The organism is Brucella pituitosa, assembly GCF_965577835.1.
GTDB lineage: Bacteria > Pseudomonadota > Alphaproteobacteria > Rhizobiales > Rhizobiaceae > Brucella > Brucella pituitosa.
The window spans coordinates 1,765,821-1,788,546 of record NZ_OZ264092.1; the positions used below are offsets into that span (position 1 = coordinate 1,765,821).

A 22,726-nucleotide genomic window follows, 5' to 3' on the forward strand; every position below is an offset into this window, starting at 1 on the left:
ATCGCAAGTGATGAAAGTCGTGAACGCAGCGAAAGCGCCTTGACCGGCTGTGAATATTATGTTTGCATATAAATACACAATTTACAATTGGGTGCGGGCACGGGAGGTGCCCGTCATGAGGAGGAAAGCATGAGGAATTTTACGACATCTGTGCTGGCAGGTTCAGTCCTGCTTGCGCTGGGTATGGTTTCTGCGGGGGCTGCGGAACTTCCGGGCAAATTTGAAGGCGTTACAATTGACGCCAAGCTCATTGGCGGTCAGCAGTATGAAGCGCTGTATTCGCGCATTGCCGAATGGGAAAAAGCGACCGGTGCCAAGGTCAACATTCTGTCCAAGAAGAACCACTTCGAGCTGGACAAGGAAATCAAGTCGGACATTGCATCCGGCTCGATAAATTGGTGTGTTGGTTCCAACCACTCGTCTTTTGCGCCACAATATCCTACCCTTTATGCCGACCTGAACGCTTTGGTTCCAAAGGAAGAAATCGAAGGCTTCGTGCCATCGGTCATCAAGGCTTCGACGCTTAACGACAAGCTGATCATGCTGCCGCGCGCGCAATACGATGTCTCGGCGCTCTACTATCAGAAGAGCCTCTACGAAGATGACGCCAAGAAGGCGGCATTCAAGGAAAAATACGGCTACGATCTGGCGCCGCCAAAGACCTGGAAGGAAGTTTCCGATCAGGCTGTGTTCTTCGCTGACCCGCCAAATTTCTACGGCACGCAGTTTGCGGGCAAGGAAGAAGCGATCAATGGCCGCTTTTATGAAATGCTAGTCGCTGAAGGCGGCGAATATCTCAAGGACGGCAAGCCTGCTTTCAATTCTGAAGCCGGTGTCCGTGCGCTCGACTGGTTCGTCAATCTTTACAAGGCCAAGGCCGTTCCTGCAGGCACCACCAACTATCTGTGGGATGAGTTGGGCGCTGGCTTTGCATCCGGCACCATTGCACTCAATCTGGACTGGCCGGGCTGGGCGACCTATTTCAACGATCCAAAGTCGTCGAAAGTCGCAGGCAATGTCGGTATCGCCGTCGCGCCGGAAGGTTCATCGGGTAAGCGCACTGGCTGGTCAGGTCATCATGGCTTCTCGGTCACTGAAACCTGCAACAACAAGGAAGCTGCCGCATCGCTCGTCTGGTTCCTGACCAATGAGGATTCGCAGAAGCAGGAATCGGCGGCAGGTACGCTGCCAACCCGCACCGCCGTCTGGGATTATGTCATCGAACAGGCTGCTTCCGATCCATACAAGAAGGAAGTTCTCTCGGTGTTCCAGGAAACGGCAAAGACCGCTTTCCCGGTTCCGCAGACCCCATCCTGGATCGAGATTTCCAACGCTGTTTATCCTGAACTTCAGGCGGCGATCCTTGGCGATAAGACCTCACAGCAGGCGCTTGATGATGCAGCCAAGAAGGCAACGCAGATCCTTGAGGATGCGGGCGAGCTTTAAGCCCGCCGTTTGATTTAAACTATGACTTCATGGCCCGCTCTAACCGGGGCGGGCCACTTTTGCGCTTAATGACCGCTTCGGAAGAACAATGTTTAAACGAATTTCCCCGCCGGTTCTGCTTTTGCTTCCGGCCTTCATCATTCTCGCAGCGGTGGTTCTGTTTCCCCTCGCGCTTTCGCTCTATTCAAGCTTCACGCCGTTCCGGCTGACGCGTCCTGAAAGCCTGTTCAACTTCATCGGCTTGCGTAACTATCAGCGCATCATGAGTGATTGGGTGTTCTGGGCTGCATTCATTCGCACGGTGATCTTCCTCACCATCGCGCTCAATCTGGAAATGTTGCTCGGTCTAGGTCTGGCGCTGCTCATCAATAAGGCCACCCATGGCCAGCGTGTTTTGCGCACGCTGATGATGTTCCCGATGATGTTTTCGCCGGTGCTCGTCGGCTTCCAGTTCAAGTTCATGTTCAACGACAATATCGGTCTTGTGAACAATGCACTGCAATCTCTGGGCATCACCAGCCAGGCTATTCCGTGGCTGATCGACGGTAATCTGGCGCTGTTTGCCATTTTGCTGGCAGAAGTCTGGATGTCGACCTCGGTGTTTGCAATCCTCATTCTGGGCGGTCTTCTGTCCATGCCGCAGGACCCGGTTGAAGCCGCGCGCGTCGACGGCTGCACGCCATGGCAGACATTCCGCTATGTCATCTGGCCTTATCTGATGCCCTTTGCTTTCATCGCAATGACTATTCGTTCGCTTGATGTGGCGCGCGCTTATGACATCGTGAAGATCATGACCGATGGTGGCCCGGCACGGCGAACCGAGCTGATCTGGACGCTGGTTGGACGCACCGCCTATTCGGATGCGCAGATGGGGCTGGCCAATGCCATGGCCTATGTCGCGATCCTGCTGTCGATCCTCTTCACCGTAATGTTCTTCCGCAAGCTTGCAGCCGCACGCGCGCAAATTGGAGCGGAGTGGTAATCATGGCTTCCAAAACCCTCTCTAATGATCAGCATCGCCTGCTACGTCGCGTCAAGAAAGTCGCGTACCTCATCGGCCTGTTTCTCGCGATGACGATCATCTGCCTGCCCGGTCTGTGGATCGTGCTGTCCTCGCTGCGTCCGCCAGTCGAAATCATGGCAAAGCCGCCGGTCTGGATTCCGCAGGAAATCACCTTCGAGGCTTATCGTGCCATGTTCTCGGGCGCAGGCGGCGGCGGTATTCCGGTCTGGGATTATTTCCGCAACTCGCTGATTATCTCGGTCACATCCACCATTATTGCGCTGATCGTCGGCGTTTCGGGTGGCTATGCGTTTGCGCGCTTCCGCTTCTGGGGGAAGTCGACGACCTTCCTCGGCCTCATGCTGACGCGCTCGGTGCCGGGCATTGCGCTTTCGCTGCCGCTCTTCATGCTCTATTCGCGCATCGGCATCATCGATACGCATTTTGGCCTGATCATCACCTATGTGGCGCTCAATGTGCCGTTTACGATCTGGCTGATCGACGGCTTCTTCCGTCAGGTGCCGAAGGATCTGGCGGAAGCAGCCCAGATTGATGGCTGCACGCGCTGGCAGGCCTTCTGGCAGGTGGAATTTCCACTCGCTGGTCCCGGCATTGCGACCGCAGGTATCTTCGCCTTTCTTACCTCTTGGAACGAATATGCGCTGGCTTCCCAGCTCACCCGCTCCATTAATTCCAAGACCCTTCCTGTCGGTCTTCTCGATTACACCGCTGAATTCACCATCGACTGGCGCGGCATGTGTGCGCTGGCGGTCGTGATGATTATTCCGGCGCTGACCCTCACATTCATCGTTCAGAAGCATCTCGTTGCTGGTCTGACGTTCGGCGCGGTTAAAGGTTGATATTACAATGGCTCAGCTTTCCATTAAAAATCTCGTCAAGCGCTATGGCACAATCGAAGTGGTGCATGGCATTAATCTCGAAATCGCCGACAAGGAATTTGTAGCGCTTGTTGGCCCTTCGGGCTGCGGCAAGTCCACGACGCTGCGCATGATCGCAGGTCTTGAAAGCATTTCCGACGGCGCGCTCGAAATCGGCGGCAAGGTGGTCAACGATCTGCCGCCGCGTGATCGCAACATCTCGATGGTGTTCCAGTCCTATGCGCTTTATCCGCATATGTCTGTGCGCGAAAACATGGGTTTCTCGCTCAAAATCGCCAAGCAGCCCCAGGCGGAAATCGACCGTCGCGTCAATGAAGCATCCGCTATTCTTGGCCTTGAAGCCTTGATGGAACGCCGTCCGGCACAGCTTTCAGGCGGTCAGCGCCAGCGCGTTGCCATGGGCCGCGCGATTGTGCGCAATCCGGAAGTGTTTCTGTTCGACGAGCCGTTATCGAACCTCGATGCGAAGCTGCGCACGCAGATGCGCACGGAGATCAAGAAGCTCCATGCCAAGGTGCAGTCCACCGTCGTTTATGTGACGCATGATCAGGTTGAGGCCATGACATTGGCCGACCGCATCGTCATCATGCGTGACGGCCATATTGAACAGGTCGGAACCCCGGATGAAGTGTTTAAGCGCCCGGCAACGCAGTTTGTTGCGGGCTTCATCGGCTCGCCGCCGATGAATATGGCAGAGGCAACCGTGCAGGGAGCGGAACTGGTTTTTGCCAATGGTGATCGTCTGCCGGTGCCTGCCCAATTCAAGGCTCAGGTCAAGGATGGTGCAAAGGTCACGTTCGGCCTGCGCCCGGATGATCTGTTTCCGAAAGGCCATGGGCTTTCATCGGGAGACGCCGTTCATGAGGGCGAACTGCGCGTTTCGATCACCGAGCCGCTTGGCAATGAAACGCTGGTTTTTGTCGAGTTCGCCGGCAAGGAATGGGTGGCGCGTATGCTGAACCCGCGTCACCTCAATTCCGGTGAAGCGATCTCTATGCATTTTGATCTGTCGCAGGCGCATCTGTTTGATGCTGCAAGCGGCAAGAGTCTGGCGGTATAGTTATGGCGCGTATTGAAAAAGTCGAACTGCGCATGGTCGACCTTCCACCGAAGGTCAAGCGCACCGATGCGATCCAGAGCTTTGTCAGTCAGGAAACGCCAATCGTCACCATCACCGACAGTGATGGTGCGGTGGGTACGGGCTACAGCTACACCATCGGCACGGGCGGCTCGTCCGTTATGCGCCTGTTGAACGACCATCTGGTGCCGCTGATCCTCAATGAGGATGCGGATTGCATCGAGGCGATCTGGCGTAAGCTTGAATTTGCAACCCACGCCACAACCATCGGCGCGATTACCGCTTTGGCGTTGGCTGCGATTGATACGGCCCTTTGGGATTTGCGTGCGAAGAAACAGAACCTGCCGCTGTGGAAGCTTGCAGGTGGTGCAAAGGATCGCTGCCCGCTGTACACGACCGAAGGTGGCTGGCTGCATATCGAGAAAGAAGCGCTGGTCGAGGATGCTTTGCAAGCCAAAGCCAAGGGGTTCTCCGGCTCCAAGGTGAAGATTGGCAAGCCGCATGGTTCGGAAGACTATGCGCGTCTTTCGGCTGTTCGTGCAGCCGTGGGCGATGGCTTTGAAATCATGACCGACTGCAATCAGGGCTTTACGGTCGACGAAGCCATTCGTCGTGCCGAGCGCCTGAAAGAACTCGATCTCGCTTGGATTGAAGAGCCGCTTCCGGCGGATGATCTCGATGGCCATATCCGCCTGACCCGTTCCACCCCGACACCGATTGCAGTGGGTGAATCGATCTATTCGATCCGCCATTTCCGCGAATATATGCAGAAGGGCGCATGCTCCATCGTTCAGGTGGATGTGGCGCGTATCGGCGGCATCACGCCATGGCTGAAAGTGGCACATGCCGCAGAAGCCTTCGACATTCCGGTTTGCCCGCACTTCCTGATGGAGCTGCATGTCAGCCTCACCTGTGCCGTGCAGAACGGGCGCTATGTCGAATATATTCCGCAGCTTGATGATCTAACCACCAAAGGTATGGAAATCCGCGACGGTCACGCCATTGCGCCTTCCGAGCCGGGCATTGGTATTTCGTGGAATTGGGATGTCGTGCGCGCGCGATCGGTTTCCGAATTCACCCGCGAGATCGTGAGGTCGTAATGGCGCAACGAATGGGTATGGTGATCGGGCTGAAGCCTGAAAAAATCGCAGAATATAAAAAGCTGCACGCGAGCGTGTGGCCGGAAATTCTGGCGCTCATTTCCGAATGCAACATCACCAATTACACGATCTTTCTCAAAGAGCCTGAGAACCTGCTTTTTGGCACATGGGACTATGTCGGCACCGACTTTGAAGCCGACATGAAGAAGATGGCCGATAACCCGAAAAATCAGGAATGGTGGTCGGTCTGCATGCCATGCCAGAAGCCGCTTGAAACCCGCAAAGACGGCGAGTGGTGGGCCATGATGGAGGAGGTTTTCCATCATGACTGAAGCTTTTGATCCGAAAAGCCTGCGCCAATGGTGGCCAAAGCCGAGCACACTGAAACCCATCGTGATTTTCGGTGCGGGCAGCATTGTCGGCGACGCGCACCTGCCTGCCTATAAGCAAGGGGGCTTTCCGGTTGCGGGCATTTTCGACCCCAATCTGGATAAGGCATCAGCGCTTGCCGAACAGTGGGGCGTGAAGGCTTTTGCAAGTCTTGAAGAGGCGCTTGCGGTTGAAGGCGCGATATTCGATCTGGCAACGCCGCCGTCGTCCCATGCTTCGATCCTCGCGCAATTGCCGGAAGGTACGGCTGTTCTGATCCAGAAGCCAATGGGCAGCGATCTTGCCGCAGCAACGGAAATTCTGAAAGTCTGCCGCGCGCGCAATCTGAAAGCGGCGGTGAATTTCCAGCTGCGTTTCGCGCCAATGATGTTGGCACTTTATGATGCTGTCGATAAGGGCTTGCTTGGTGAAGTGGTGGATTTCGACGCATGGCTGGCGCTTGCGACCCCTTGGGGCCTGTGGCCGTTCCTGAAAGGTCTGCCACGCATCGAGATTGCCATGCATTCGATCCACTATCTGGATTTCGTGCGCGGTCTGCTCGGCAATCCGCTCGGCGTTCACGCCAAAACGATTGGCCACCCGAACCACGATGTGGCTCAGACCCGAACCGCCGCGATTCTTGATTATGGCGACCGGGTCCGCTGCGCGCTGTCGGTCAATCACGACCATGATTTCGGCCGCAAGTTTCAGGCTTGCGAGTTTCGCATCTGCGGCACCGAGGGCGCTGCCTATGTGAAACTTGGCGTCAATCTCGATTATCCGCGTGGAGAGCCGGACGAGCTCTGGATCAAGCCAAAGGGCGGGGACGACTGGGTTTCCGTGCCGCTTGAAGGCGCGTGGTTCCCTGATGCTTTCCTCAACCGCATGGCGCAGTTGCAGCGCTTCGCAACCGGCGAAGATGCAGAGCTTATCGGCTCGGTCGAAGATGCATGGCACACGATGGCGCTGGTCGAAGCGGCCTATCAGTCGAGCGCTGCGCCCGCCACGCCGCTTGCTCCAAAACCGGAGTTTTGATCATGTCTGAACAGACGATCTATTTTGAAGATTATGAATTAGGCCACCAGCGCATAACCTATGGCCGCACGATCACCGAAACGGATTTCGTGGTTCACGCCGGGCATACGGGCGATTTCTTTCCGCATCATATGGATGCGGAATTCGCCAAGACCCTGCCGGGTGGTCAGCGCATTGCCCACGGCACAATGATCTTTGCAATCGGTGTCGGATTGACCGCAACGCTGATCAATCCGGTTGCATTTTCCTATGGTTATGATCGTCTGCGCTTTATTCGTCCGGTTCATATCGGAGATACGATCCGCACGCGCGTGACAATCAGCGCCAAGGAAGATGACCCGAAGAGGGCAAATATGGGCCGCGTTACCGAGCGGTGCGAAGTGCTTAATCAGCGGGATGAAGTGGTGCTGGCTTGCGACCACATCCTGCTTGTCGAACGGAAGGCTTGAAAATGACGATACGATTTGATGGAAAAATCGCACTGGTGACAGCCGCCGCTCAGGGCATTGGCCGTGCAAGTGCGCTGGCTTTTGCGGAAGCTGGCGCCAAGGTCTATGCGACCGACATCAACGAGGCCGCACTCAAGGAAATCGAAGGCGTTTCGGGCATTATCACCCGCAAGCTCAACGTGCTTGACGAGGTGGAAGTGAAGGCAGCGGTCGCCGAGATCGGCCAGGTCGATATCCTGTTCAACTGCGCGGGCGTCGTCCATGGCGGCTCAATCCTTGAGATGAAGGACGAAGATCTCGACTTTGCCGTTAATCTCAACGTCAAGGCGATGATCCGCACCATTCAGGCCGTGCTGCCGGGTATGCTGGAACGCAAGGACGGTGCCATCGTCAACATGGCCTCCGTTGCTTCGAGCGTGAAGGGCGTGCCGAACCGCTTTGCCTATGGCGTCACCAAGGCGGCTGTCATCGGTCTGACCAAGGCTGTTGCTGCCGACTATGTTGCCAATGGCATCCGCTGCAACGCCATCTGCCCCGGTACGGTTGAAAGCCCATCGCTGCAGGACCGTCTGCGCGCACAGGGCGATTACGAAGAGCAGCGTGCAGCCTTCATCGCGCGTCAGCCTATTGGCCGTATCGGCCAGCCGGAAGAAATCGCCGATCTCGCAGTCTATCTCGCAGGTGCAACTTACACGACCGGTCAGGCTTATAACATTGATGGAGGCTGGACGATCTAGGGTAGTCGATATTCAAGCTCTGGCGGCCTGCAAATGGCACTTTTCTGCGCTTCCGGTGCTCATGTACCTTTAAGTACACTCTGCTCCGGTTCTCGAAAAACACCATTTTCGGCACGCCATAACCAGAATCTCAACTACCCTAGGCGCCCCATCGTTACTAATTCAGCATCCCCACAAGGAGTAAACTCATGAAATTTCTTCGCTATGGCGAAACCGGTCAGGAAAAGCCGGGCCTTCTCGATGCCGACGGCAATATCCGTGATCTGTCTGCCCATGTCAGCGATCTGTCGGGTGCCGTTCTCAGCCCTGAAGCACTCGCCAAGCTCGGTTCGCTGGATGTCAATGCGCTGCCAAAGGTCGAAGGCAACCCGCGCCTTGGCCCATGTGTTGCAGGCACCGGCAAGTTCATCTGCATCGGCCTCAACTATGCCGATCACGCAGCAGAATCCGGCATGGCTGTACCACCAGAGCCGGTCATCTTCATGAAGGCAACTTCGGCCATCGTCGGCCCGAATGATGATCTGCTGATCCCCCGCGGTTCGGAAAAGACCGACTGGGAAGTCGAACTCGGCATCGTCATCGGCAAGACCGCGAAATATGTCTCGGAAGAGGATGCGCTTGATTATGTTGCTGGCTATTGCACGCTGCACGACGTCTCGGAACGCGCTTTCCAGATCGAGCGCGCCGGTCAGTGGACCAAGGGCAAATCCTGCGACACATTTGGTCCGACAGGTCCATGGCTGGTGACGAAGGACGAGGTTGCCGATCCGCAGAACCTTGGAATGTGGCTCAAGGTCAATGGCGACACCATGCAGGACGGCTCGACCAAGACCATGGTCTATGGCGTACGCCACCTCGTTTCCTATCTCTCGCAGTTCATGTCTTTGCAGCCGGGCGATATCATCTCCACCGGCACGCCTCCTGGCGTTGGCATGGGCATGAAGCCACCGCGCTATCTCAAGGCTGGCGACGTTGTCGAACTCGGCATCGAAGGCCTCGGCACCCAGAAGCAGAACGTGCGCGCTGACGTTTAATTTTTTGAGTATGCTCCCCATAACCGGTTTTCACGGTTGGGGAGCGTGCTCTGATCACGGATAAATCATGACGAAAATTACTGATCTGCGCGTCTTCGATCTGCGCTTCCCGACTTCGCAAAGTCTGGACGGTTCTGACGCGATGAACCCGGACCCGGACTACTCGGCGGCCTATGTTATCCTTGATACGGATGACGAGGCGCTGAAGGGCCATGGCCTGACCTTCACCATTGGACGCGGCAACGACATTTGCTGTCAGGCGATTCTCGCCATGCGTCATCTGGTCGTGGGTGCCTCGATGGATGATTTCCTCGCGACCCCCGGCAAGTTCTGGCGCTACCTGACCGGCGACAGCCAGCTGCGCTGGATTGGTCCGGACAAGGGCGCCATGCATCTTGCCACCGGCGCTGTTGTCAACGCCTTCTGGGATTTGGCTGCAAAGCAGTCCGGCAAGTCGGTATGGCGGCTTGTCGCCGACATGTCGCCGGAAGAGATCGCCGATATCGTCGATTATCGCTACCTCACCGATGCTTTGACGCGTGACGAAGCTGTCGAAATTCTGCGTAAAGCGGAAGCCGGCAAGGCCGAGCGTATCGCGAAGCTCGAAGCCAAGGGTTATCCTTGCTACACGACGTCTGCTGGCTGGCTCGGCTATGACGATGACAAGCTGCGTCGTCTTTGCCAGGAAGCCATCGACGAGGGTTTCAATCATGTGAAGATGAAGGTTGGCCGCGATCTCGAAGACGATATTCGTCGTCTCACCATCGCGCGCGAAGTAATCGGCCCGGATCGTTATCTGATGATCGACGCCAATCAGGTCTGGGAAGTCGATCAGGCAATCGAGTGGGTCAACAAGCTTGCCTTCTCCAAGCCCTTCTTCATCGAAGAACCGACCAGCCCGGATGATGTTGCAGGCCATCGCAAGATTCGCGAAGCCATTGGCGATGTGAAGGTTGCGACCGGCGAAATGTGCCAGAACCGCATCATGTTCAAGCAGTTCATCGCGGAAGGCGCTATCGACATCGTTCAGATCGATTCATGTCGTATGGGTGGCCTGAATGAAGTTCTGGCCGTGCTGCTGATTGCTGCAAAATACAACAAGCCGGTCTGGCCACATGCCGGTGGCGTTGGCTTGTGTGAATATGTGCAGCATCTTTCGATGATCGATTATGTGGCCGTTTCCGGCACCATGGACGGTCGTGTGATCGAATATGTTGACCATCTGCACGAGCATTTCATCGAGCCATGCATCATCAAGGACGCGGCCTATATGCCGCCATCGCTGCCAGGCTTCTCGATTGAAATGAAGCCGCAGTCGATTGCGGAATACACCTTCAAGGGTTGATTAAAAAGGAGCCGCGCTGGAAATACTGCCAGCGCGGCTTTTGCTTTTACGCAATAACTTACGCAAAATCGCTTCGCACTTCTGTTGGAAATGCCTCAGAGAAAGCGGATCATCAGCGCGCCGGTGAGAAGCAGGACGGCTCCAGCGACGCGTCCCGCTGTGATCTCGCGCACAGCTACCCCCATGAAGCCGATGCGGTCTGCAGCCAGTCCGGCCATCAATTGTCCAGCGACCGCAAGACCCATCACGGCAGCAGCGCCAATGCGTGGCGTCAGCAACACCGATGTCGTGACATAGATGCAGCCGAGCGCGCCGCCAGCCACAAACAGCCAGCTCGCAGGTACATTGAACGCTGGAATTGCACCTGTCACACGCGCCGTTACGGCTGCGATCATACCAAGAATGACCGCACCCGACAGAAACGATATTGCAGCGGCGGTGACTGGCGATCCAAGCCCTCGCGCCAGTGCGGCATTGATCGGTGCCTGAATGGCGATACAGGCACCCGAAAGAATGCCGAACAAGGTCCAGATCATGGAAAGCCCTCGCTAAGATGTTGAATAAGTCATGTGATGATAAGCGATATGCGCTGAAACCCGCCAGATAACATTCCCAATTATCTGTAGGTGCAGTGGTCGCAGAAGATGTGCTGCAGATCAATTGCAGCAAGGCAACAGGCCTCAGTCTCACTGAAAAGTGAAGCCTTACTTCTGTTCGCCGGCAGAGATCAGGTTTTTACCACGCCGCTTGGCGTCATAAAGCAGTGCATCTGCCGCATAAAGCGCTGCGGTCACATCGGCAGGCGCAACAGTGAAGCTCACAAGGCCCATCGAAAAACTGACATTGAAGCCTTCACGCGCAACGGCATCATCAAGCAAAGCCTTGATCTGCTGAGTTTCTGCAAGGTCGCTTGCCTTTGTGCCGCCCAGGCGCAGTACGATGAATTCATCGCCGCCGGGACGTGCGCTGACCTCATCCGGACGATTGCGCCCAGCCAGCGTTTCGCCGATCAGTCGCAGCAACGTGTCGCCTGCGGCGTGGCCACGCTCGTCATTGACCTGTTTGAACCGGTCGACATCGAAATAAAGCAGCGAGAAGGGGAGGCCGTGATTGCGCAATGCAATGATTGCCTTTTCGATTTCCAACTCAATGCCAGTGCGATTGGTGATGCCGGTCAATCCGTCGACAAGCGCCAATTTACAGGCTTCGCGCATGTAGCGACGCATGCTCAGAATCTCGACGGCAGTACTGGCGAGACTGACGAGCTTAATCTTCTCATCAGGAGTGCAGTGTCTGACTTTGGTATCCAGTGCACAAATCGCACCAAGTGTTGAGCCATCGGGCGCAATCAGCGGAGCGCCGAGATAGAATCTGATACCCGGAGCGTCTTTCACGAAAGGATTGGTGGCAAAACGATCATCGGAAGTGGCATCTTCTATCAGAAAAGGGTCTGTGCTTTCGATTGCGCGGGAACAGAACGTGTTTTCGTTGGGCACATCGCCGAACACGCAGCCTGCCATACCGATATGGTGCGTCACACTTTCATCGACAAGCGACACAGCTGCCATGGGTACACCAAACGTCGACAGAACCAGGTTGCAGAGCGCATCCAGCGTGCGATCTTGCCCCATCTCGATCGTGTTATAGGATGTGAGAACCGCGAGCCGATGTTTGTCGTGTAGAAGCATGTCTCTCATTAAACAAATTGGGCTGTTCCGATCAACTATCAAATGCGCCTCAGCCACTTGCTGAGCGATCAGGCCAAAAGATGATTGTGATCTATAACGTGCTCCAATGGAGGGTCGTATTTTCTTGCCATCCGTTCTCGTGCAGGAGGGGCGTATCGCTGGCGAAGCATGGCCAGCCGATACACAGATAAAAACTGAAATTCCAATGTTCTGGCGTGCTGAACAGGTGCTTCATTGCGTGTGGATCGAGAATAGAAACCATGCCGACACCAAGTCCGAGTGAACGGGCTACCAGATTGAGATTCTGGACTGCCATCGCTGTGCTTTGCTCCAGTGTGGTAGCCATTGTCTGTCGTCCAAGTCCGTGGCCTTCAACGGGGTCTGTTTCGGTGAAAATGGCGAGTTGAACCGGAGCTGTGCGGATAGCCTCCAGCTTCAGTTTCTCATATTTCCGGGCACGAGCGGGGTCGTAGATATTTGCTGCATCACAGTTTGATTTTTCAAATACATCATACACCGCCTCGCGCATTTTGATGCTCTGGACGGCAAAGATTCTCCACGGACGCGAATTTCCGACGGATGGCGCATAGGCCATTGCCTGTTGCAGCATTTCGAGAATTTCATCGGAAACAGGATCAGATAGAAAATGGCGCACATCTCGCCGCCACCGCAGAATGCGGAAGAGGACGTCTTGATCGGCAGGGGAAAATTTCATGAGTGTTCCGGATCAAACCCACCGAATATAAGGTAGCCGCTAAAGTGCTGCGCAATATTGGGAAATCATTGTCAGGAGGAAGATGGTGCCCGGAGACGGATTTGAACCGCCGACACGCGGATTTTCAATCAAGCACCATTCTCGAAAAAACAGACTGTTGCGAAAATAATTCTGTCAAACTTGAAACAGAAAATCAAGCACTTAGCAACAGTTTGTCAAACCGCATTGACGATCTTGTAGATGGTCTTTTCCTCGGCTTTTCGGATGAAAATGACGGTGTGCGGGCTGATTTTGAAAGCGTGATTGACCGCCTTCAAGAGCGCCTTGAGGACGCTCTTGCGACCTTTCGTTGTTCGATAGCAGAGTTTGACCAGACAGGGGTTCTGGAAGCTGTTGCCGCATTAGATGCTGAGATTGGCGATGTCATCAGCTTGGCGCGTCAGGAGGGCTGTTTCTGATGGCAACACAGGCAGCTTCCAGCGATGATTTCACTCGTAGCCGGATGACTTGGTTGGATCAGGTCTTTGATGATCCTGAACTAACGCCAGTTGCACGTGATGTCGCATTTCGCATTAGTCGATATTTCAACCGTAAAGGCTTTTCAGGCAGCGGTAATCTCAATGCGTGGCCTTCACACGAAACACTTGCAAACGCTTCTGGGTGTTCCGCTAAGACGATCCAGCGAGCTATTCTGCTGCTTAAGGCGCAAGGGCACCTTTCGACTAAGGGTAAGGGTGGGCGAGCGGTTTCGTTAACTTACTTTGCTGTCTTTAATGGCGGTCAGAAAGGTGGACATGAGCGTCCACCTTTAACCGAAAAGGTGGACACCAGTGTCCCAAAAGGTGGACATTTGAAGCCTGAAAAGGTGGACACCAGAGTCCAACAAACTTCTTTGAATAAATCTTTGAATAAATCCTTGAACGCAAACCGCGCTGGTGATCCCGCCGATGATGCTTTCAAAGCGGGTTGGGCGTTAGCGATCTTTGACGAGTTGTCGAAGCAACCGACACAACTTCCAAGGCCGAGGACTGCATTGCTTCGTAACTTGATTGAGGTCGAGAAACGTCCAGCCCTTGTGATGGAACATCAGGCAAGGCACGGCTGGCCAGAGGTCAATCGTATGTTCGATGAACCAAAGGCGCTTACACCGGCAGCGCTGGTGCCAGCGGTGAGGGGATTAGTCTGCGAGATGGAAGCCGTCATTGCGGGCAGCGCTTTATGGGGCGAGTGGCAAAGCGAGTTTGAAAAAAGAGGTTGGCCTTTTCCGTGTGAAGCGCAGTCAATGGCTTTCCCTCGTAGTGGGCCGCGCGGCTTAGATGCATTCATGAATGCATTGCGAGCAAGGCAGGCAGGCGCAATGAACGTCAGGGCGTTGGCGGTGGGATGATGAGGTTTTCGGGTCCTTCCTTTGTTGGTTTGCTGCGGGTATTTCGCACCACGACGTTTCTGTCTCTGCAATTAAATTTTATAGCTAAAAACAATTGGTTAGTTGGTGATGATCATGAATATTGATCATGAAGTTTCAGCCGATCCAGCCCTAAAGCAAGAGCCGCGCAGTATTTCCAAAGGCGGCTTTGCGAAGCTGGTAAATGTTTCTCCCGGTCGTGTGTCGCAGATGATCACGGCAGGTATGCCTGTCGAAAGCGATGGCAAGATTGACGTGGCACGGGGCAAACTTTGGATCGTAGAGAATATTAATCCGACACGCGCAGCTAGTCAGGCGCAGGGTGCGACGTTGTTCGGAGAAGAAAAACAATCCGTCTCTCTCACAGCGGAACGCGCCAGACTGGCAAAGGCTCAAGCCGATGCCGTTGAACTGAAAAACGCGGCGATGCGGCGTGAGTTGGTTCCTGCTGTTGAGGTTGAACGAATGTGGGCCGGGGAGTGGATGCAGATGCGATCAAGCGTTCTCGCAGTGCCTTCTCGGTTGCGTCAGCTTTTGCCGGATCTGACGGCGGCCGACATTGAAATCATCGACGGCGAGCTGCGCCGCATGCTTACGGAGTTCGGAAATGACCAGTGAAGTGCTTCTTGATTTGCGGGCTAGAGCAAGACGGGCGACGATTCCGCCTGCAAAATTGAAATTGTCAGAATGGATCGAGAGCGAAGTAAAGCTTCCTGCCGATGTGTCGTCATTGCGTGGACCTATTCGGTTGTATCCATTTCAGCGCGGCATGGCGGATGCAATGACCGATACCAAGATTGAGCGCATCACAGTCGTTAAGTCGGCCCGTATCGGCTACACCACGCTGCTGGTTGGTCTGCTAGGTTCTCATGTTGTCAATGAGCCGGCTCCCGTGCTCTTTGTGCTGCCGACTGAGGACGATTGCCGAACGTTCGTTGTGTCCAATGTGGAGCCTACTTTCGAAGCATCACCATGTCTGGCGAATGTTCTGGCTGGTGATCATGGAAGCGAAAAGCGCAACACGCTTCTTTCTCGTCGCTTTCCCGGTGGCAGTCTCAAGGTTATCGCGGCAAAGGCTCCGCGCAATCTGCGCGCTCACAATGCACGTATCTTGATCATGGACGAAACTGACGGCATGGAAATGACCAAGGAAGGCAGTCCAATCCCGATTGCCGAACGCCGTACAATGTCGTTTCCAGATCGAAAGATCATTATTGGATCAACGCCGATCTTTGAAGATACCAGTCACGTGCTGAGTGCTTATGAGCGATCAGACAAGCGAATCTATGAGGTTCCTTGTCCGCATTGCGGTGACTTCCACGTTATCGAATGGAAAGACATTCATTGGCCTGAAGGTGAGCCAGAAAAAGCGCATTGGGCTTGTCCAGGCTGCGGCTCTGTTGTGGAAGAAAGAAATAAGGGCGCAATGGTTGCGGCTGGCCGTTGGCGCATCACAGCGCCCGAAGTCAAAGGCCATGCTGGGTTTCGGATTAACTCGCTTGTTTCGCCGCTGGAAAATGCAGCATGGGGCATTCTGGCCAAAGAGTTTCTTGATGCCAAAGACGATCCGGAATTGCTGCGAACGTTTGTCAATCTCGTGCTGGGGCAAGGCTGGCGCGAAAGCGGCGAGGAAATGGACGATAGAGAACTGGCAAGCCGCGTTGAGCCAGTGTCGCTCGATTTGCTGCCAGAGAATGTTCTTGCCTTAACTGCTGGGGTAGACACGCAGCGCGACCGCCTTGAGGTTACAATCATCGGCTGGACGCGAGACGGCGAAGCCTTCATTCTCGATCATAAGGTTATCTGGGGTTTGCCAGACGACGATGCGACATGGACGGAACTCGATGCGGTTTTGAAAATGCGTTTTGATCATCCACTTGGCGGCAAGCTGGGACTTGATGCTGTTGCAATTGATAGCTCTGACGGCGAGACGATGGAGAACGTCTATTCATTCTGTTTTCCGCGTTCGTCGCGCAAGGTGCTGGCAATCAAGGGAGTGAACGGCAATCGACCATGGATTGAGAAATCCAAGTCCAAGGTGAAAGGCGGTTCGCTTTGGATCGTCGGTGTAGATGGATTGAAGGCTCATTTGACGGCGCGGTTGTCTCGTGGGCGCACTATTCGTTTCTCTGATTGTTTGCCACTTGTTTGGTTTGAGCAACTTGCGAGTGAGCGGGTGGTGGTGCGCTATACGCGTGGCCAGCCACAGCGACGTTTCGAGCGCATTCCCGGTCGTAGGGCCGAAGCGCTGGATTGTGTGGTCTATGGTTTTGCTGCGCGGCAAATCCTCAATATCAATTGGGATCAACGCGTTGATGATTTGAGGAGAGGAGTAGAAATGGCTAAAGTAAACGTGCAGGCCTTTACCAAATCGAAGTGGCTGCGATGATGACGCGCGTTATAATACAAATATTAACCATGAAAGTCTAAATCTTTATTACGGTCATGTCAATTTCAGGAAATCCTCCATAATCACAAAAGTATTTATTGAGTTTTTCCCGAAGTATTTTTGTTGATTTGATTCCATCGTCTATATCAGTATTTAAATTTTCCACGATACTGCTTATCAAAATATTTAGTGTGTTTCCCCTGGGCGCTATTTCTTTCATATCTTCATCGGTTAATTGTATTTCTCCTTTGTCATTTGCTTTTGATAAATCTATGTAATTAGCAATCTCTGTTCTTAATTGGCAATAATTCTTTATGACTGCATGATTAGCTTTCCACCGCAAAGATAAACGAATTATATCATTGGCTATAGATAGTTCTCCGATCTGAAAAGGTACTTCAATATCATCAGGTGATATTGTCGTCGTGTAATCTGACATTCCAGATATTGGCATTACAGCAACCCATAGAAAATCTGGACTATTCTTTGATTTTGAAATCATATCATCTAGAAGTTTCTTCATATCATGCATTTCATTGAGAATTGTCATGACCTTGACAGATGTATGTATGGATTTAGTTTTTTGTGTCAGGAATTTATCATCTATTTCTTTTTTCTGCTGATTTTTAGATGATTTGTTGAAAAAATACCAAGTTATAGCTCCGGATATTAGTGATCCGATGATGGTGCCCAATATACCAAAGTAGGCCGAAGTTGAATCGGAGCTTCCAAGCTCAACAACTACCTTATTGATTTCGTTCAAATAAAGTTCTGAGGGAGGGCGCAATTATGTGGCCCTCTTTTTCAACCGGACACCTGGTCCTTCACCATTTTCAGCAACAAAAATAATCCCAGATTGCTCAAGTGCTGCACCGATGGCCAGAACAGTCTCATCCTTCAATTTTTCGCCTCGCTCAAGGCGTGCAACTGTGTCTGGTGAGACGTGCGCTAATTTAGCGAGGTCGCGTACACCTAGCCCAAGTGCTGCTCGCGCCATGCGACATTGAATATCTATCATTTTCAGTACACTGTTACGATTAATATTGACATGGAATCGCTTTGTTGCAATCGTATCAGTGTTACGATTTTAAATCAATTGGAGCGCCATTATGTCAAAATCATCATTTCCGGATAACGCCGAAGGTTTATCTAAAACACACACATATACTGTGCTCCGCGAAGACGTACCGGAAAACGGCGTAAGCGTTCGTTCGTGCGGTGATGCGCTCGACATCATTGAAATAGCGCTCGAAGAGATGAAGGATTACGCTTTTGCAGTGGAACGGTTGTCAGAAGGGAGGGCGATGGGCGCTACAGATGATGAGCGCATATCGGCAATCTATACACTTTCTTCGCATCTGCGGGCTGATCTGAAGAAATGTGGGCAAAATTTTATTGTCGTATCCAGATTCTATGATGCCATGGTTGAGCGTATCGAAGCCTAAGCGAATTATGAGCCTCACATGAGTTTCTTTATTGACATTTTTTGAAGCTCATGCGAGTATCAAAAGCATGATAGTTGATCTTGATGAACCACGTTTTACCCAGAATGAAGTTTTGAGAATGCTGCCTAACTTAAAGGCTAAGCAACTGCAAAACTGGAACCAGCGTGGCATATTGGATGTAGGGGATCAAAAGCCCGGTAAAACGGGGAAGCGCCTCTATTCAGCTATGGGCATAATACTTCTTGATTTCATGCAGCAAGTTAACCGCTACGGCGTTCCTCCGTCAGATGCAGTCGAGATGGCAATGATTGCAGGCACTATTGCTATCGAATACGTGGCTTCGGATCCGGAGGTGATACTCGTTGAAGGGGAGCATAGATGGATACCTATTGGCCCGGAACAGGTACAAAATATGCGCCGTGGGATCATTACCGTTTTAGATAATGAAAAGTATTACATTCAAATGGAGGGCGATGGCGTTTGGGATGTGGATACCTATAGAGCGCGTATGATCCACCATGTTGGCATACTTGTTGAGGTTGAACAGATGATCGCCCTCTGCATCAACCGTATATTTTTGCTTGAAGCTGGAAAGATTTAAACATGGCATTCTCTTTCCCTTTTTTCGCCCGAAATAAGAACAAAGCAAAAGCAAATCATGCTCGGAGCGTGAACGCTGCTGGCCATTGGCCAGATGATCCGCGCACGGTTTCGGCTGGTCAGGACATTCGTGGCGCTGCTCAATTGGTGGGCCAGAGAGCGGCGGGGTTGTATTTGAACGATCCAGTTATGCGCTCTGGCGTGGAAGCTATTGTCTCAAATCTTGTTGGTGACGGCGTATGGCTTAATCATGCGAACGTGAAACTGGATAAGGCCTTCAATAGCCGCCGTTTTGATCCGTCAGGATTGCAGACACTCGTAGCTTTGCAGCGTTCAATCGCTCGCTCATGGGTAATCTACGGTGAGGCACTTGCATTACTCCCGACAATTGAGGGGCAGGCTTGTGTGCAAATGCTGCATCCAGATCAGCTTGATCGCTCTAAGAGCGAAGATATGGGCAACGGTCGCCGCATCATCGCGGGTATTGAACTGGATCAGTATGATCGTGTTTTGGCATATTGGATTTTGCCACAGTCACCAGAAGACCCGTTCGGGGTTTATCAGCCTTCAGAGCGATTTGTTGCTGCTGATGTGCTGCATATTTTTGAGCGTGAGTTTCCGGGACAGGTGCGCGGAATTTCGCCGCTAGTTTCTGTTCTGCCTGTTCTAAATACGGCCAGTATTGCCGTTGAAGCTGGCCTCAAAAAGCTACAGGTGGCGGCGCTGTTCACGGCATTTCTGACGACGCCTGATGGAAGTGATATTTTTGATGGCAATTCGGCTCCCAGTATGGAGCCGGGTGCAACCGTTCGTCTTAATCCGGGTGAGACCGTTGACCTGGCTGACGGTGGCGATGCTGGTGATCTGCCTGCATACCTGAAAATCCTCTATCGCCAGATCGCGGCTGCGATTGGTTGCACTTATGAAGACCTTATCGGCGATCTTGAAGGCGTGAACTATTCCAGCTTTCGCGGTGGCGCTATGACGGCTCGCCGTAAGTCTGACGCTCGCCGCTCGTTGCTGATCATTGATGGCTTCATGGACCCGCTTTATCGCCGTTGGCAGGCCGTGGAAATGTTGCGCGGTTCCAAGGACGATTTTGCTGAACCGGAATGGATTGAACCAAGCTGGCCGCAGATTGATCCGCTCAAGGAAGCTGACGCCGATGTGGTGCTTCTCAATGCTGGCATCAAAAGCCGCAAGGAAATCATTGAAAGCCGTGGTCGCGAATTTGGTTCGGTTGAAGCTGAAATCAAAGCCGACACTTTTAAGCCTGCTGCGCCGCTCGTCGTGAAGCCTTCGGAAAATACCGAGGAGGAAACCGCATGACCATTCATTATTTCCGCTCTGCGGCTCGAACCAATTCGTTTGATCCAGAAACACGCAGTTTCACAGTGATTGCAGCTACTGATGCGCCGGTAGATCGTGGTGATCATATCGAGATAATTGACCTTGATGCATTTCTGGCAAGTGGTTTGCCGGAAAGCCTTCCCCTGCAAATGGATCATTCTTCCAGCGCCCGTGACACTATCGGGCGGCTCCGCAATTTTCGCGTTGAGCAACTGGAAGGCGGAATCCGGGGCTTGGTCGCAGAAGCTATTCTTTCCAGTCGTGAAGATAATGCGGCAATTGCCGCCAATTTGAAGGATGGAGCGCAGACCGGCTTTTCGGTCGGATTCTCTGTCTCTCATTGGCAGAAGGGCAAAGACCCCCATTCTGGAAAACCAATGCGGAGAGCTGTCGCCGGGCGGTTCGTTGAAGGTTCGCTTGTCATTGATCCGGCAGACCCTAACGCAACGATACGGAGTAACACGATGGACCCTGAACTTGAGGTCGAAGACGTGCTGGACGAAACAAACGACACCGACAAACTGCGCTTACTCGCAGTAGCGGCAGGCGTTCCAGAAGAAACAATTGAAGAAGTTTTGGCTTCTGATGCAAGCAATGAAGATAAGATGGAAAAGCTGCTTTCTAGCCTTGCCGCTAAGCCTGCCGTCCGCAGTGCAACCCACCACAACAATCAGACGCTGGATAATCCGATTGTTTTGCGTCGCGCTGCAATTGAGGCGTTCGATGCGCTCAATCGTGGAGCAACGCCAACTGGTCCCGCATCTGCTGTCTTCGCACAAGGTGAGGCCGCATTTGCTCGCCGCCTGCTTCGTAATGCAGGGCAGTCTGTATCTGGCCTTTCTGACACTCTGGTAATGCGCAATGCAGCCGCGACTTCCGATTATGCAATTATTGCTGGCGGTACGTTTAATCTCTCGATGCGCCGCGAATATGAGGCCGCAGTCGCACCTATCGCTTCGCTATTTGGTGAAACCACAGTCGAAACCTTCAACAAGGAAACGTCTGGCCTTGTCGATTGGACAACACTCGCTATCGGCGACAAGCTGGAAAACGGCCATTACAAGCATTCCTATGTCGATGAAAGTGGCGAGACGATTTTCGTTAGCACAATCGGCGGCGTGACTTCGATCACTCGTGAACTGTCGATCAATGCCGGTTCGCGTCTCGGCGATATGGGTTCAAAATATGGTCGCCGGTTGGCTGCTGACCTTGCTGAGCGTCAGGTCACTTTCCTAGAGCAGAGCAACGGTGCTGGTCCTAAAATGGCAGATGGCAAAGCTGTTTTTGATGCAAGTCGTTCAAATATCTCGCCGCTGACGATCCAAGCTCCTGCGCTTATGGTCACGGAATTGATGACACTGCGATCCCGCATGGCTCGCCGTAAGGGCAAGGGCAATGTCATCATTGGCGAATATCCGACACATTGGCTGGTTGATCCTGAATTTGAAGCATCAGCATTACAGATCGTTGCGTCTGTTGCGGCTTCAGCTATTGCGGATGTCAATCCGATGGCTGGAAAGCTTCAGGTTGTGGCGGAACCTCGTCTAACGCGTCTGAACACAAGCTGGCTGGTTGCTGAGCCTTCTAAAATGGATGGAGCTACCCGCGTTCTGTTGAAGGGTAACGAAGCGCCATTTACTGACAGCCGCCAAAATTTCGATACCGACACGATTGACTTCAAAATCCGTCAGGACTTCGGCCTTGGCTGGCTTGAATGGCGTTCGTGGACCCGTCTCGATCACGGTGAGTAAATGGCTTCACGCGCAGAAATAACGGCGCGTCTGGCTGATCTGCGTAAGCTACGAGCGCTCGGTATTCGATCAACTTCTTATCAAGGGGAAACGGTTGAATACCGATCCGATGCGGAAATTGCATCAGCGATTGCCGATTTGGAAAGGCAGCTTGCGGGAGCGGATCGTGTCGCACCGCGCATTTTTAATGTTCATGGAAGAAAGGGTTACTGACAATGAAGAATTTTGTTCAGCCCGCAAATATCGTTGACCTCACAGCACCGGCAGGCGGCATAGCTTCCGGCGAAGCGCATATGTTCGGTTCGCTTTTTGGAGTTGCCACAACGTCCGCTGCTGAGGGCGCAAAAGTTGCCGTCTCGCTTGAAGGGGTTTTCAAGCTGCCGAAGGCAACAGGGGCAGGCATTGTGGAAGGCTCCAAAGCCTATTGGAATGGCGATGAAATTACCGGCGTAGAAGGTGATGATCCCGCCGTAGGCCATATCGTTGCCAGTGCGTCTGCTGACGCTCTTACCGTGTTCGTTCGTATCAAGAATTAGTTTCAGGGAAAAGCGACACCCTGAACGGGGCAAACTGATTGCAGTTTGTCTCAAGCCTCTCTCCAGCCCTTCAACATGGAGAGAGGCTGCAATTTCCAAGGAGCAATGGCGATGGCCGTAACTACCCTTAACATCAAAGTTCCTCCTCGCCGTTTGTTGAAGGCGAGGGACGCTGCCGAATATTGCGGCCTTCCAGTTAAGCACTTCGTTGGTATGTGCACGGTCGTTCAAATCGACATGCCAAACGGCGACAAGCTTTACGATATGCACGATCTTGATGCGTGGATTGATGCGCTCAAATCTGGTGGAATCAGCGACGATGATCGATTGCTTGAAAGGCTAGGCTAATGGC

At 53.2% G+C, this 22,726-nt stretch carries 26 protein-coding genes and 1 pseudogene; 22 read left to right on the plus strand and 5 right to left on the minus strand.

Going from position 1 to position 22,726, the window contains the following annotated elements:
• Window positions 1–129: 129 nt before the first annotated feature.
• From ACSME1_RS08440 to ACSME1_RS08490, 11 genes are all read left to right on the plus strand, one after another.
• Window positions 130–1,446 (plus strand): ABC transporter substrate-binding protein, encoded by a 1,317-nt coding sequence (locus ACSME1_RS08440; RefSeq protein WP_094541376.1) that lies wholly within the window; start codon window positions 130–132, stop codon window positions 1,444–1,446.
• A gap of 88 nt (window positions 1,447–1,534) precedes the next feature.
• Window positions 1,535–2,428, plus strand: a complete 894-nt coding sequence (locus tag ACSME1_RS08445) for a carbohydrate ABC transporter permease (protein WP_024898098.1) — start codon at window positions 1,535–1,537, stop codon at window positions 2,426–2,428.
• Window positions 2,429–2,430: 2 nt separating this feature from the next.
• The gene (locus ACSME1_RS08450) at window positions 2,431–3,309 is read left to right on the plus strand and encodes a carbohydrate ABC transporter permease (protein ID WP_105705449.1); all 879 of its coding nucleotides are present in this window, start codon (window positions 2,431–2,433) and stop codon (window positions 3,307–3,309) included.
• A gap of 7 nt (window positions 3,310–3,316) precedes the next feature.
• A complete protein-coding gene (locus ACSME1_RS08455) occupies window positions 3,317–4,408 on the plus strand; it encodes an ABC transporter ATP-binding protein (RefSeq protein ID WP_024898096.1) in 1,092 nt (363 codons plus the stop codon).
• Window positions 4,409–4,410: 2 nt separating this feature from the next.
• A complete protein-coding gene (locus ACSME1_RS08460) occupies window positions 4,411–5,526 on the plus strand; it encodes a mandelate racemase/muconate lactonizing enzyme family protein (protein WP_105705448.1) in 1,116 nt (371 codons plus the stop codon).
• The gene (locus ACSME1_RS08465) at window positions 5,526–5,858 is read left to right on the plus strand and encodes an L-rhamnose mutarotase (protein ID WP_100559913.1); all 333 of its coding nucleotides are present in this window, start codon (window positions 5,526–5,528) and stop codon (window positions 5,856–5,858) included. The genes ACSME1_RS08460 and ACSME1_RS08465 overlap by 1 nt, the downstream gene beginning before the upstream one ends.
• Entirely contained in the window at window positions 5,851–6,930 is a 1,080-nt protein-coding gene (locus ACSME1_RS08470) for a Gfo/Idh/MocA family protein (protein WP_105705446.1), read from the plus strand. The genes ACSME1_RS08465 and ACSME1_RS08470 overlap by 8 nt, the downstream gene beginning before the upstream one ends.
• A 2-nt stretch (window positions 6,931–6,932) precedes the next feature.
• Window positions 6,933–7,379 (plus strand): MaoC/PaaZ C-terminal domain-containing protein, encoded by a 447-nt coding sequence (locus ACSME1_RS08475; protein ID WP_105705445.1) that lies wholly within the window; start codon window positions 6,933–6,935, stop codon window positions 7,377–7,379.
• Between the two features lie 2 nt (window positions 7,380–7,381).
• A complete protein-coding gene (locus ACSME1_RS08480) occupies window positions 7,382–8,116 on the plus strand; it encodes an SDR family oxidoreductase (RefSeq protein WP_105705443.1) in 735 nt (244 codons plus the stop codon).
• Between the two features lie 188 nt (window positions 8,117–8,304).
• Window positions 8,305–9,150 carry a fumarylacetoacetate hydrolase family protein gene (locus tag ACSME1_RS08485; RefSeq protein WP_105705442.1) on the plus strand — a complete coding sequence of 282 codons (846 nt, stop codon included), beginning with the start codon at window positions 8,305–8,307 and terminating at the stop codon, window positions 9,148–9,150.
• Between the two features lie 67 nt (window positions 9,151–9,217).
• On the plus strand, window positions 9,218–10,495 hold the full coding sequence (locus ACSME1_RS08490; RefSeq protein ID WP_105705440.1) for an L-fuconate dehydratase: 1,278 nt from the start codon (window positions 9,218–9,220) through the stop codon (window positions 10,493–10,495).
• Between the two features lie 95 nt (window positions 10,496–10,590).
• Here ACSME1_RS08490 and ACSME1_RS08495 read toward each other — a convergent pair whose 3' ends face one another.
• The 3 genes from ACSME1_RS08495 to bluB form a co-directional block, all read right to left on the minus strand.
• Window positions 10,591–11,031, minus strand: coding sequence for a DMT family transporter (locus ACSME1_RS08495; protein WP_105705438.1), 441 nt, complete (start codon window positions 11,029–11,031; stop codon window positions 10,591–10,593).
• A 168-nt stretch (window positions 11,032–11,199) separates the two neighbouring features.
• Window positions 11,200–12,183 (minus strand): sensor domain-containing diguanylate cyclase, encoded by a 984-nt coding sequence (locus ACSME1_RS08500; protein WP_181153609.1) that lies wholly within the window; start codon window positions 12,181–12,183, stop codon window positions 11,200–11,202.
• Between the two features lie 91 nt (window positions 12,184–12,274).
• Window positions 12,275–12,898: a 5,6-dimethylbenzimidazole synthase gene (gene bluB, locus ACSME1_RS08505; RefSeq protein WP_024898087.1), complete on the minus strand. Its 624-nt coding sequence runs from the start codon at window positions 12,896–12,898 to the stop codon at window positions 12,275–12,277.
• A 2-nt stretch (window positions 12,899–12,900) separates the two neighbouring features.
• Here bluB and ACSME1_RS08510 point away from each other — a divergent pair, with 2 nt between their 5' ends.
• From ACSME1_RS08510 to ACSME1_RS08525, 4 genes are all read left to right on the plus strand, one after another.
• Complete coding sequence (locus ACSME1_RS08510; RefSeq protein WP_146113551.1) at window positions 12,901–13,356, plus strand: hypothetical protein; 456 nt, start codon at window positions 12,901–12,903, stop codon at window positions 13,354–13,356.
• The gene (locus ACSME1_RS08515) at window positions 13,356–14,285 is read left to right on the plus strand and encodes a helix-turn-helix domain-containing protein (RefSeq protein WP_105705432.1); all 930 of its coding nucleotides are present in this window, start codon (window positions 13,356–13,358) and stop codon (window positions 14,283–14,285) included. Before ACSME1_RS08510 ends, ACSME1_RS08515 begins: the two co-directional genes overlap by 1 nt.
• A 114-nt stretch (window positions 14,286–14,399) precedes the next feature.
• On the plus strand, window positions 14,400–14,921 hold the full coding sequence (locus ACSME1_RS08520; protein WP_105705430.1) for a DNA packaging protein: 522 nt from the start codon (window positions 14,400–14,402) through the stop codon (window positions 14,919–14,921).
• Window positions 14,911–16,692, plus strand: coding sequence for a phage terminase large subunit family protein (locus tag ACSME1_RS08525; protein WP_105705428.1), 1,782 nt, complete (start codon window positions 14,911–14,913; stop codon window positions 16,690–16,692). Before ACSME1_RS08520 ends, ACSME1_RS08525 begins: the two co-directional genes overlap by 11 nt.
• Window positions 16,693–16,729: 37 nt before the next feature.
• On the opposite strand, the gene ACSME1_RS08530 is transcribed toward ACSME1_RS08525, so the two are convergent.
• Complete coding sequence (locus ACSME1_RS08530) at window positions 16,730–17,455, minus strand: hypothetical protein (protein WP_146113550.1); 726 nt, start codon at window positions 17,453–17,455, stop codon at window positions 16,730–16,732.
• 156 nt (window positions 17,456–17,611) lie between these two features.
• Window positions 17,612–17,710, minus strand: a pseudogene (locus ACSME1_RS08535) (transcriptional regulator); the annotation flags it as partial.
• A 91-nt stretch (window positions 17,711–17,801) separates the two neighbouring features.
• On the opposite strand from ACSME1_RS08535, the gene ACSME1_RS08540 reads away from it, so the two are divergent.
• From ACSME1_RS08540 to ACSME1_RS08570, 7 genes are all read left to right on the plus strand, one after another.
• Window positions 17,802–18,137 carry a hypothetical protein gene (locus ACSME1_RS08540; RefSeq protein ID WP_105705423.1) on the plus strand — a complete coding sequence of 112 codons (336 nt, stop codon included), beginning with the start codon at window positions 17,802–17,804 and terminating at the stop codon, window positions 18,135–18,137.
• A gap of 31 nt (window positions 18,138–18,168) precedes the next feature.
• A complete protein-coding gene (locus ACSME1_RS08545; RefSeq protein ID WP_146113549.1) occupies window positions 18,169–18,738 on the plus strand; it encodes a hypothetical protein in 570 nt (189 codons plus the stop codon).
• Between the two features lie 68 nt (window positions 18,739–18,806).
• Entirely contained in the window at window positions 18,807–20,066 is a 1,260-nt protein-coding gene (locus tag ACSME1_RS08550; protein ID WP_435654911.1) for a phage portal protein, read from the plus strand.
• Window positions 20,063–21,838: a hypothetical protein gene (locus ACSME1_RS08555; RefSeq protein ID WP_105705417.1), complete on the plus strand. Its 1,776-nt coding sequence runs from the start codon at window positions 20,063–20,065 to the stop codon at window positions 21,836–21,838. The genes ACSME1_RS08550 and ACSME1_RS08555 overlap by 4 nt, the downstream gene beginning before the upstream one ends.
• Window positions 21,839–22,051 carry a phage head-tail joining protein gene (locus tag ACSME1_RS08560; protein WP_105705415.1) on the plus strand — a complete coding sequence of 71 codons (213 nt, stop codon included), beginning with the start codon at window positions 21,839–21,841 and terminating at the stop codon, window positions 22,049–22,051.
• 2 nt (window positions 22,052–22,053) lie between these two features.
• Window positions 22,054–22,374 carry a DUF2190 family protein gene (locus ACSME1_RS08565; protein ID WP_105705413.1) on the plus strand — a complete coding sequence of 107 codons (321 nt, stop codon included), beginning with the start codon at window positions 22,054–22,056 and terminating at the stop codon, window positions 22,372–22,374.
• Between the two features lie 111 nt (window positions 22,375–22,485).
• Complete coding sequence (locus ACSME1_RS08570) at window positions 22,486–22,722, plus strand: hypothetical protein (RefSeq protein ID WP_435654912.1); 237 nt, start codon at window positions 22,486–22,488, stop codon at window positions 22,720–22,722.
• Window positions 22,723–22,726: the final 4 nt, after the last annotated feature.

Coding starts and splice junctions, on each gene's coding strand:
- ACSME1_RS08480 (WP_105705443.1), top strand. CDS start 7,382: ATGACGATACGATTTGATGGAAAAATCGCACTGGTGACAGCCGCCGCT.
- ACSME1_RS08495 (WP_105705438.1), bottom strand. CDS start 11,031: ATGATCTGGACCTTGTTCGGCATTCTTTCGGGTGCCTGTATCGCCATT.
- bluB (WP_024898087.1), bottom strand. CDS start 12,898: ATGAAATTTTCCCCTGCCGATCAAGACGTCCTCTTCCGCATTCTGCGG.
- ACSME1_RS08485 (WP_105705442.1), top strand. CDS start 8,305: ATGAAATTTCTTCGCTATGGCGAAACCGGTCAGGAAAAGCCGGGCCTT.
- ACSME1_RS08450 (WP_105705449.1), top strand. CDS start 2,431: ATGGCTTCCAAAACCCTCTCTAATGATCAGCATCGCCTGCTACGTCGC.
- ACSME1_RS08570 (WP_435654912.1), top strand. CDS start 22,486: ATGGCCGTAACTACCCTTAACATCAAAGTTCCTCCTCGCCGTTTGTTG.
- ACSME1_RS08455 (WP_024898096.1), top strand. CDS start 3,317: ATGGCTCAGCTTTCCATTAAAAATCTCGTCAAGCGCTATGGCACAATC.
- ACSME1_RS08540 (WP_105705423.1), top strand. CDS start 17,802: ATGTCAAAATCATCATTTCCGGATAACGCCGAAGGTTTATCTAAAACA.
- ACSME1_RS08460 (WP_105705448.1), top strand. CDS start 4,411: ATGGCGCGTATTGAAAAAGTCGAACTGCGCATGGTCGACCTTCCACCG.
- ACSME1_RS08490 (WP_105705440.1), top strand. CDS start 9,218: ATGACGAAAATTACTGATCTGCGCGTCTTCGATCTGCGCTTCCCGACT.
- ACSME1_RS08475 (WP_105705445.1), top strand. CDS start 6,933: ATGTCTGAACAGACGATCTATTTTGAAGATTATGAATTAGGCCACCAG.
- ACSME1_RS08515 (WP_105705432.1), top strand. CDS start 13,356: ATGGCAACACAGGCAGCTTCCAGCGATGATTTCACTCGTAGCCGGATG.
- ACSME1_RS08500 (WP_181153609.1), bottom strand. CDS start 12,183: ATGCTTCTACACGACAAACATCGGCTCGCGGTTCTCACATCCTATAAC.
- ACSME1_RS08520 (WP_105705430.1), top strand. CDS start 14,400: ATGAATATTGATCATGAAGTTTCAGCCGATCCAGCCCTAAAGCAAGAG.
- ACSME1_RS08555 (WP_105705417.1), top strand. CDS start 20,063: ATGACCATTCATTATTTCCGCTCTGCGGCTCGAACCAATTCGTTTGAT.
- ACSME1_RS08440 (WP_094541376.1), top strand. CDS start 130: ATGAGGAATTTTACGACATCTGTGCTGGCAGGTTCAGTCCTGCTTGCG.
- ACSME1_RS08560 (WP_105705415.1), top strand. CDS start 21,839: ATGGCTTCACGCGCAGAAATAACGGCGCGTCTGGCTGATCTGCGTAAG.
- ACSME1_RS08470 (WP_105705446.1), top strand. CDS start 5,851: ATGACTGAAGCTTTTGATCCGAAAAGCCTGCGCCAATGGTGGCCAAAG.
- ACSME1_RS08525 (WP_105705428.1), top strand. CDS start 14,911: ATGACCAGTGAAGTGCTTCTTGATTTGCGGGCTAGAGCAAGACGGGCG.
- ACSME1_RS08445 (WP_024898098.1), top strand. CDS start 1,535: ATGTTTAAACGAATTTCCCCGCCGGTTCTGCTTTTGCTTCCGGCCTTC.
- ACSME1_RS08465 (WP_100559913.1), top strand. CDS start 5,526: ATGGCGCAACGAATGGGTATGGTGATCGGGCTGAAGCCTGAAAAAATC.
- ACSME1_RS08565 (WP_105705413.1), top strand. CDS start 22,054: ATGAAGAATTTTGTTCAGCCCGCAAATATCGTTGACCTCACAGCACCG.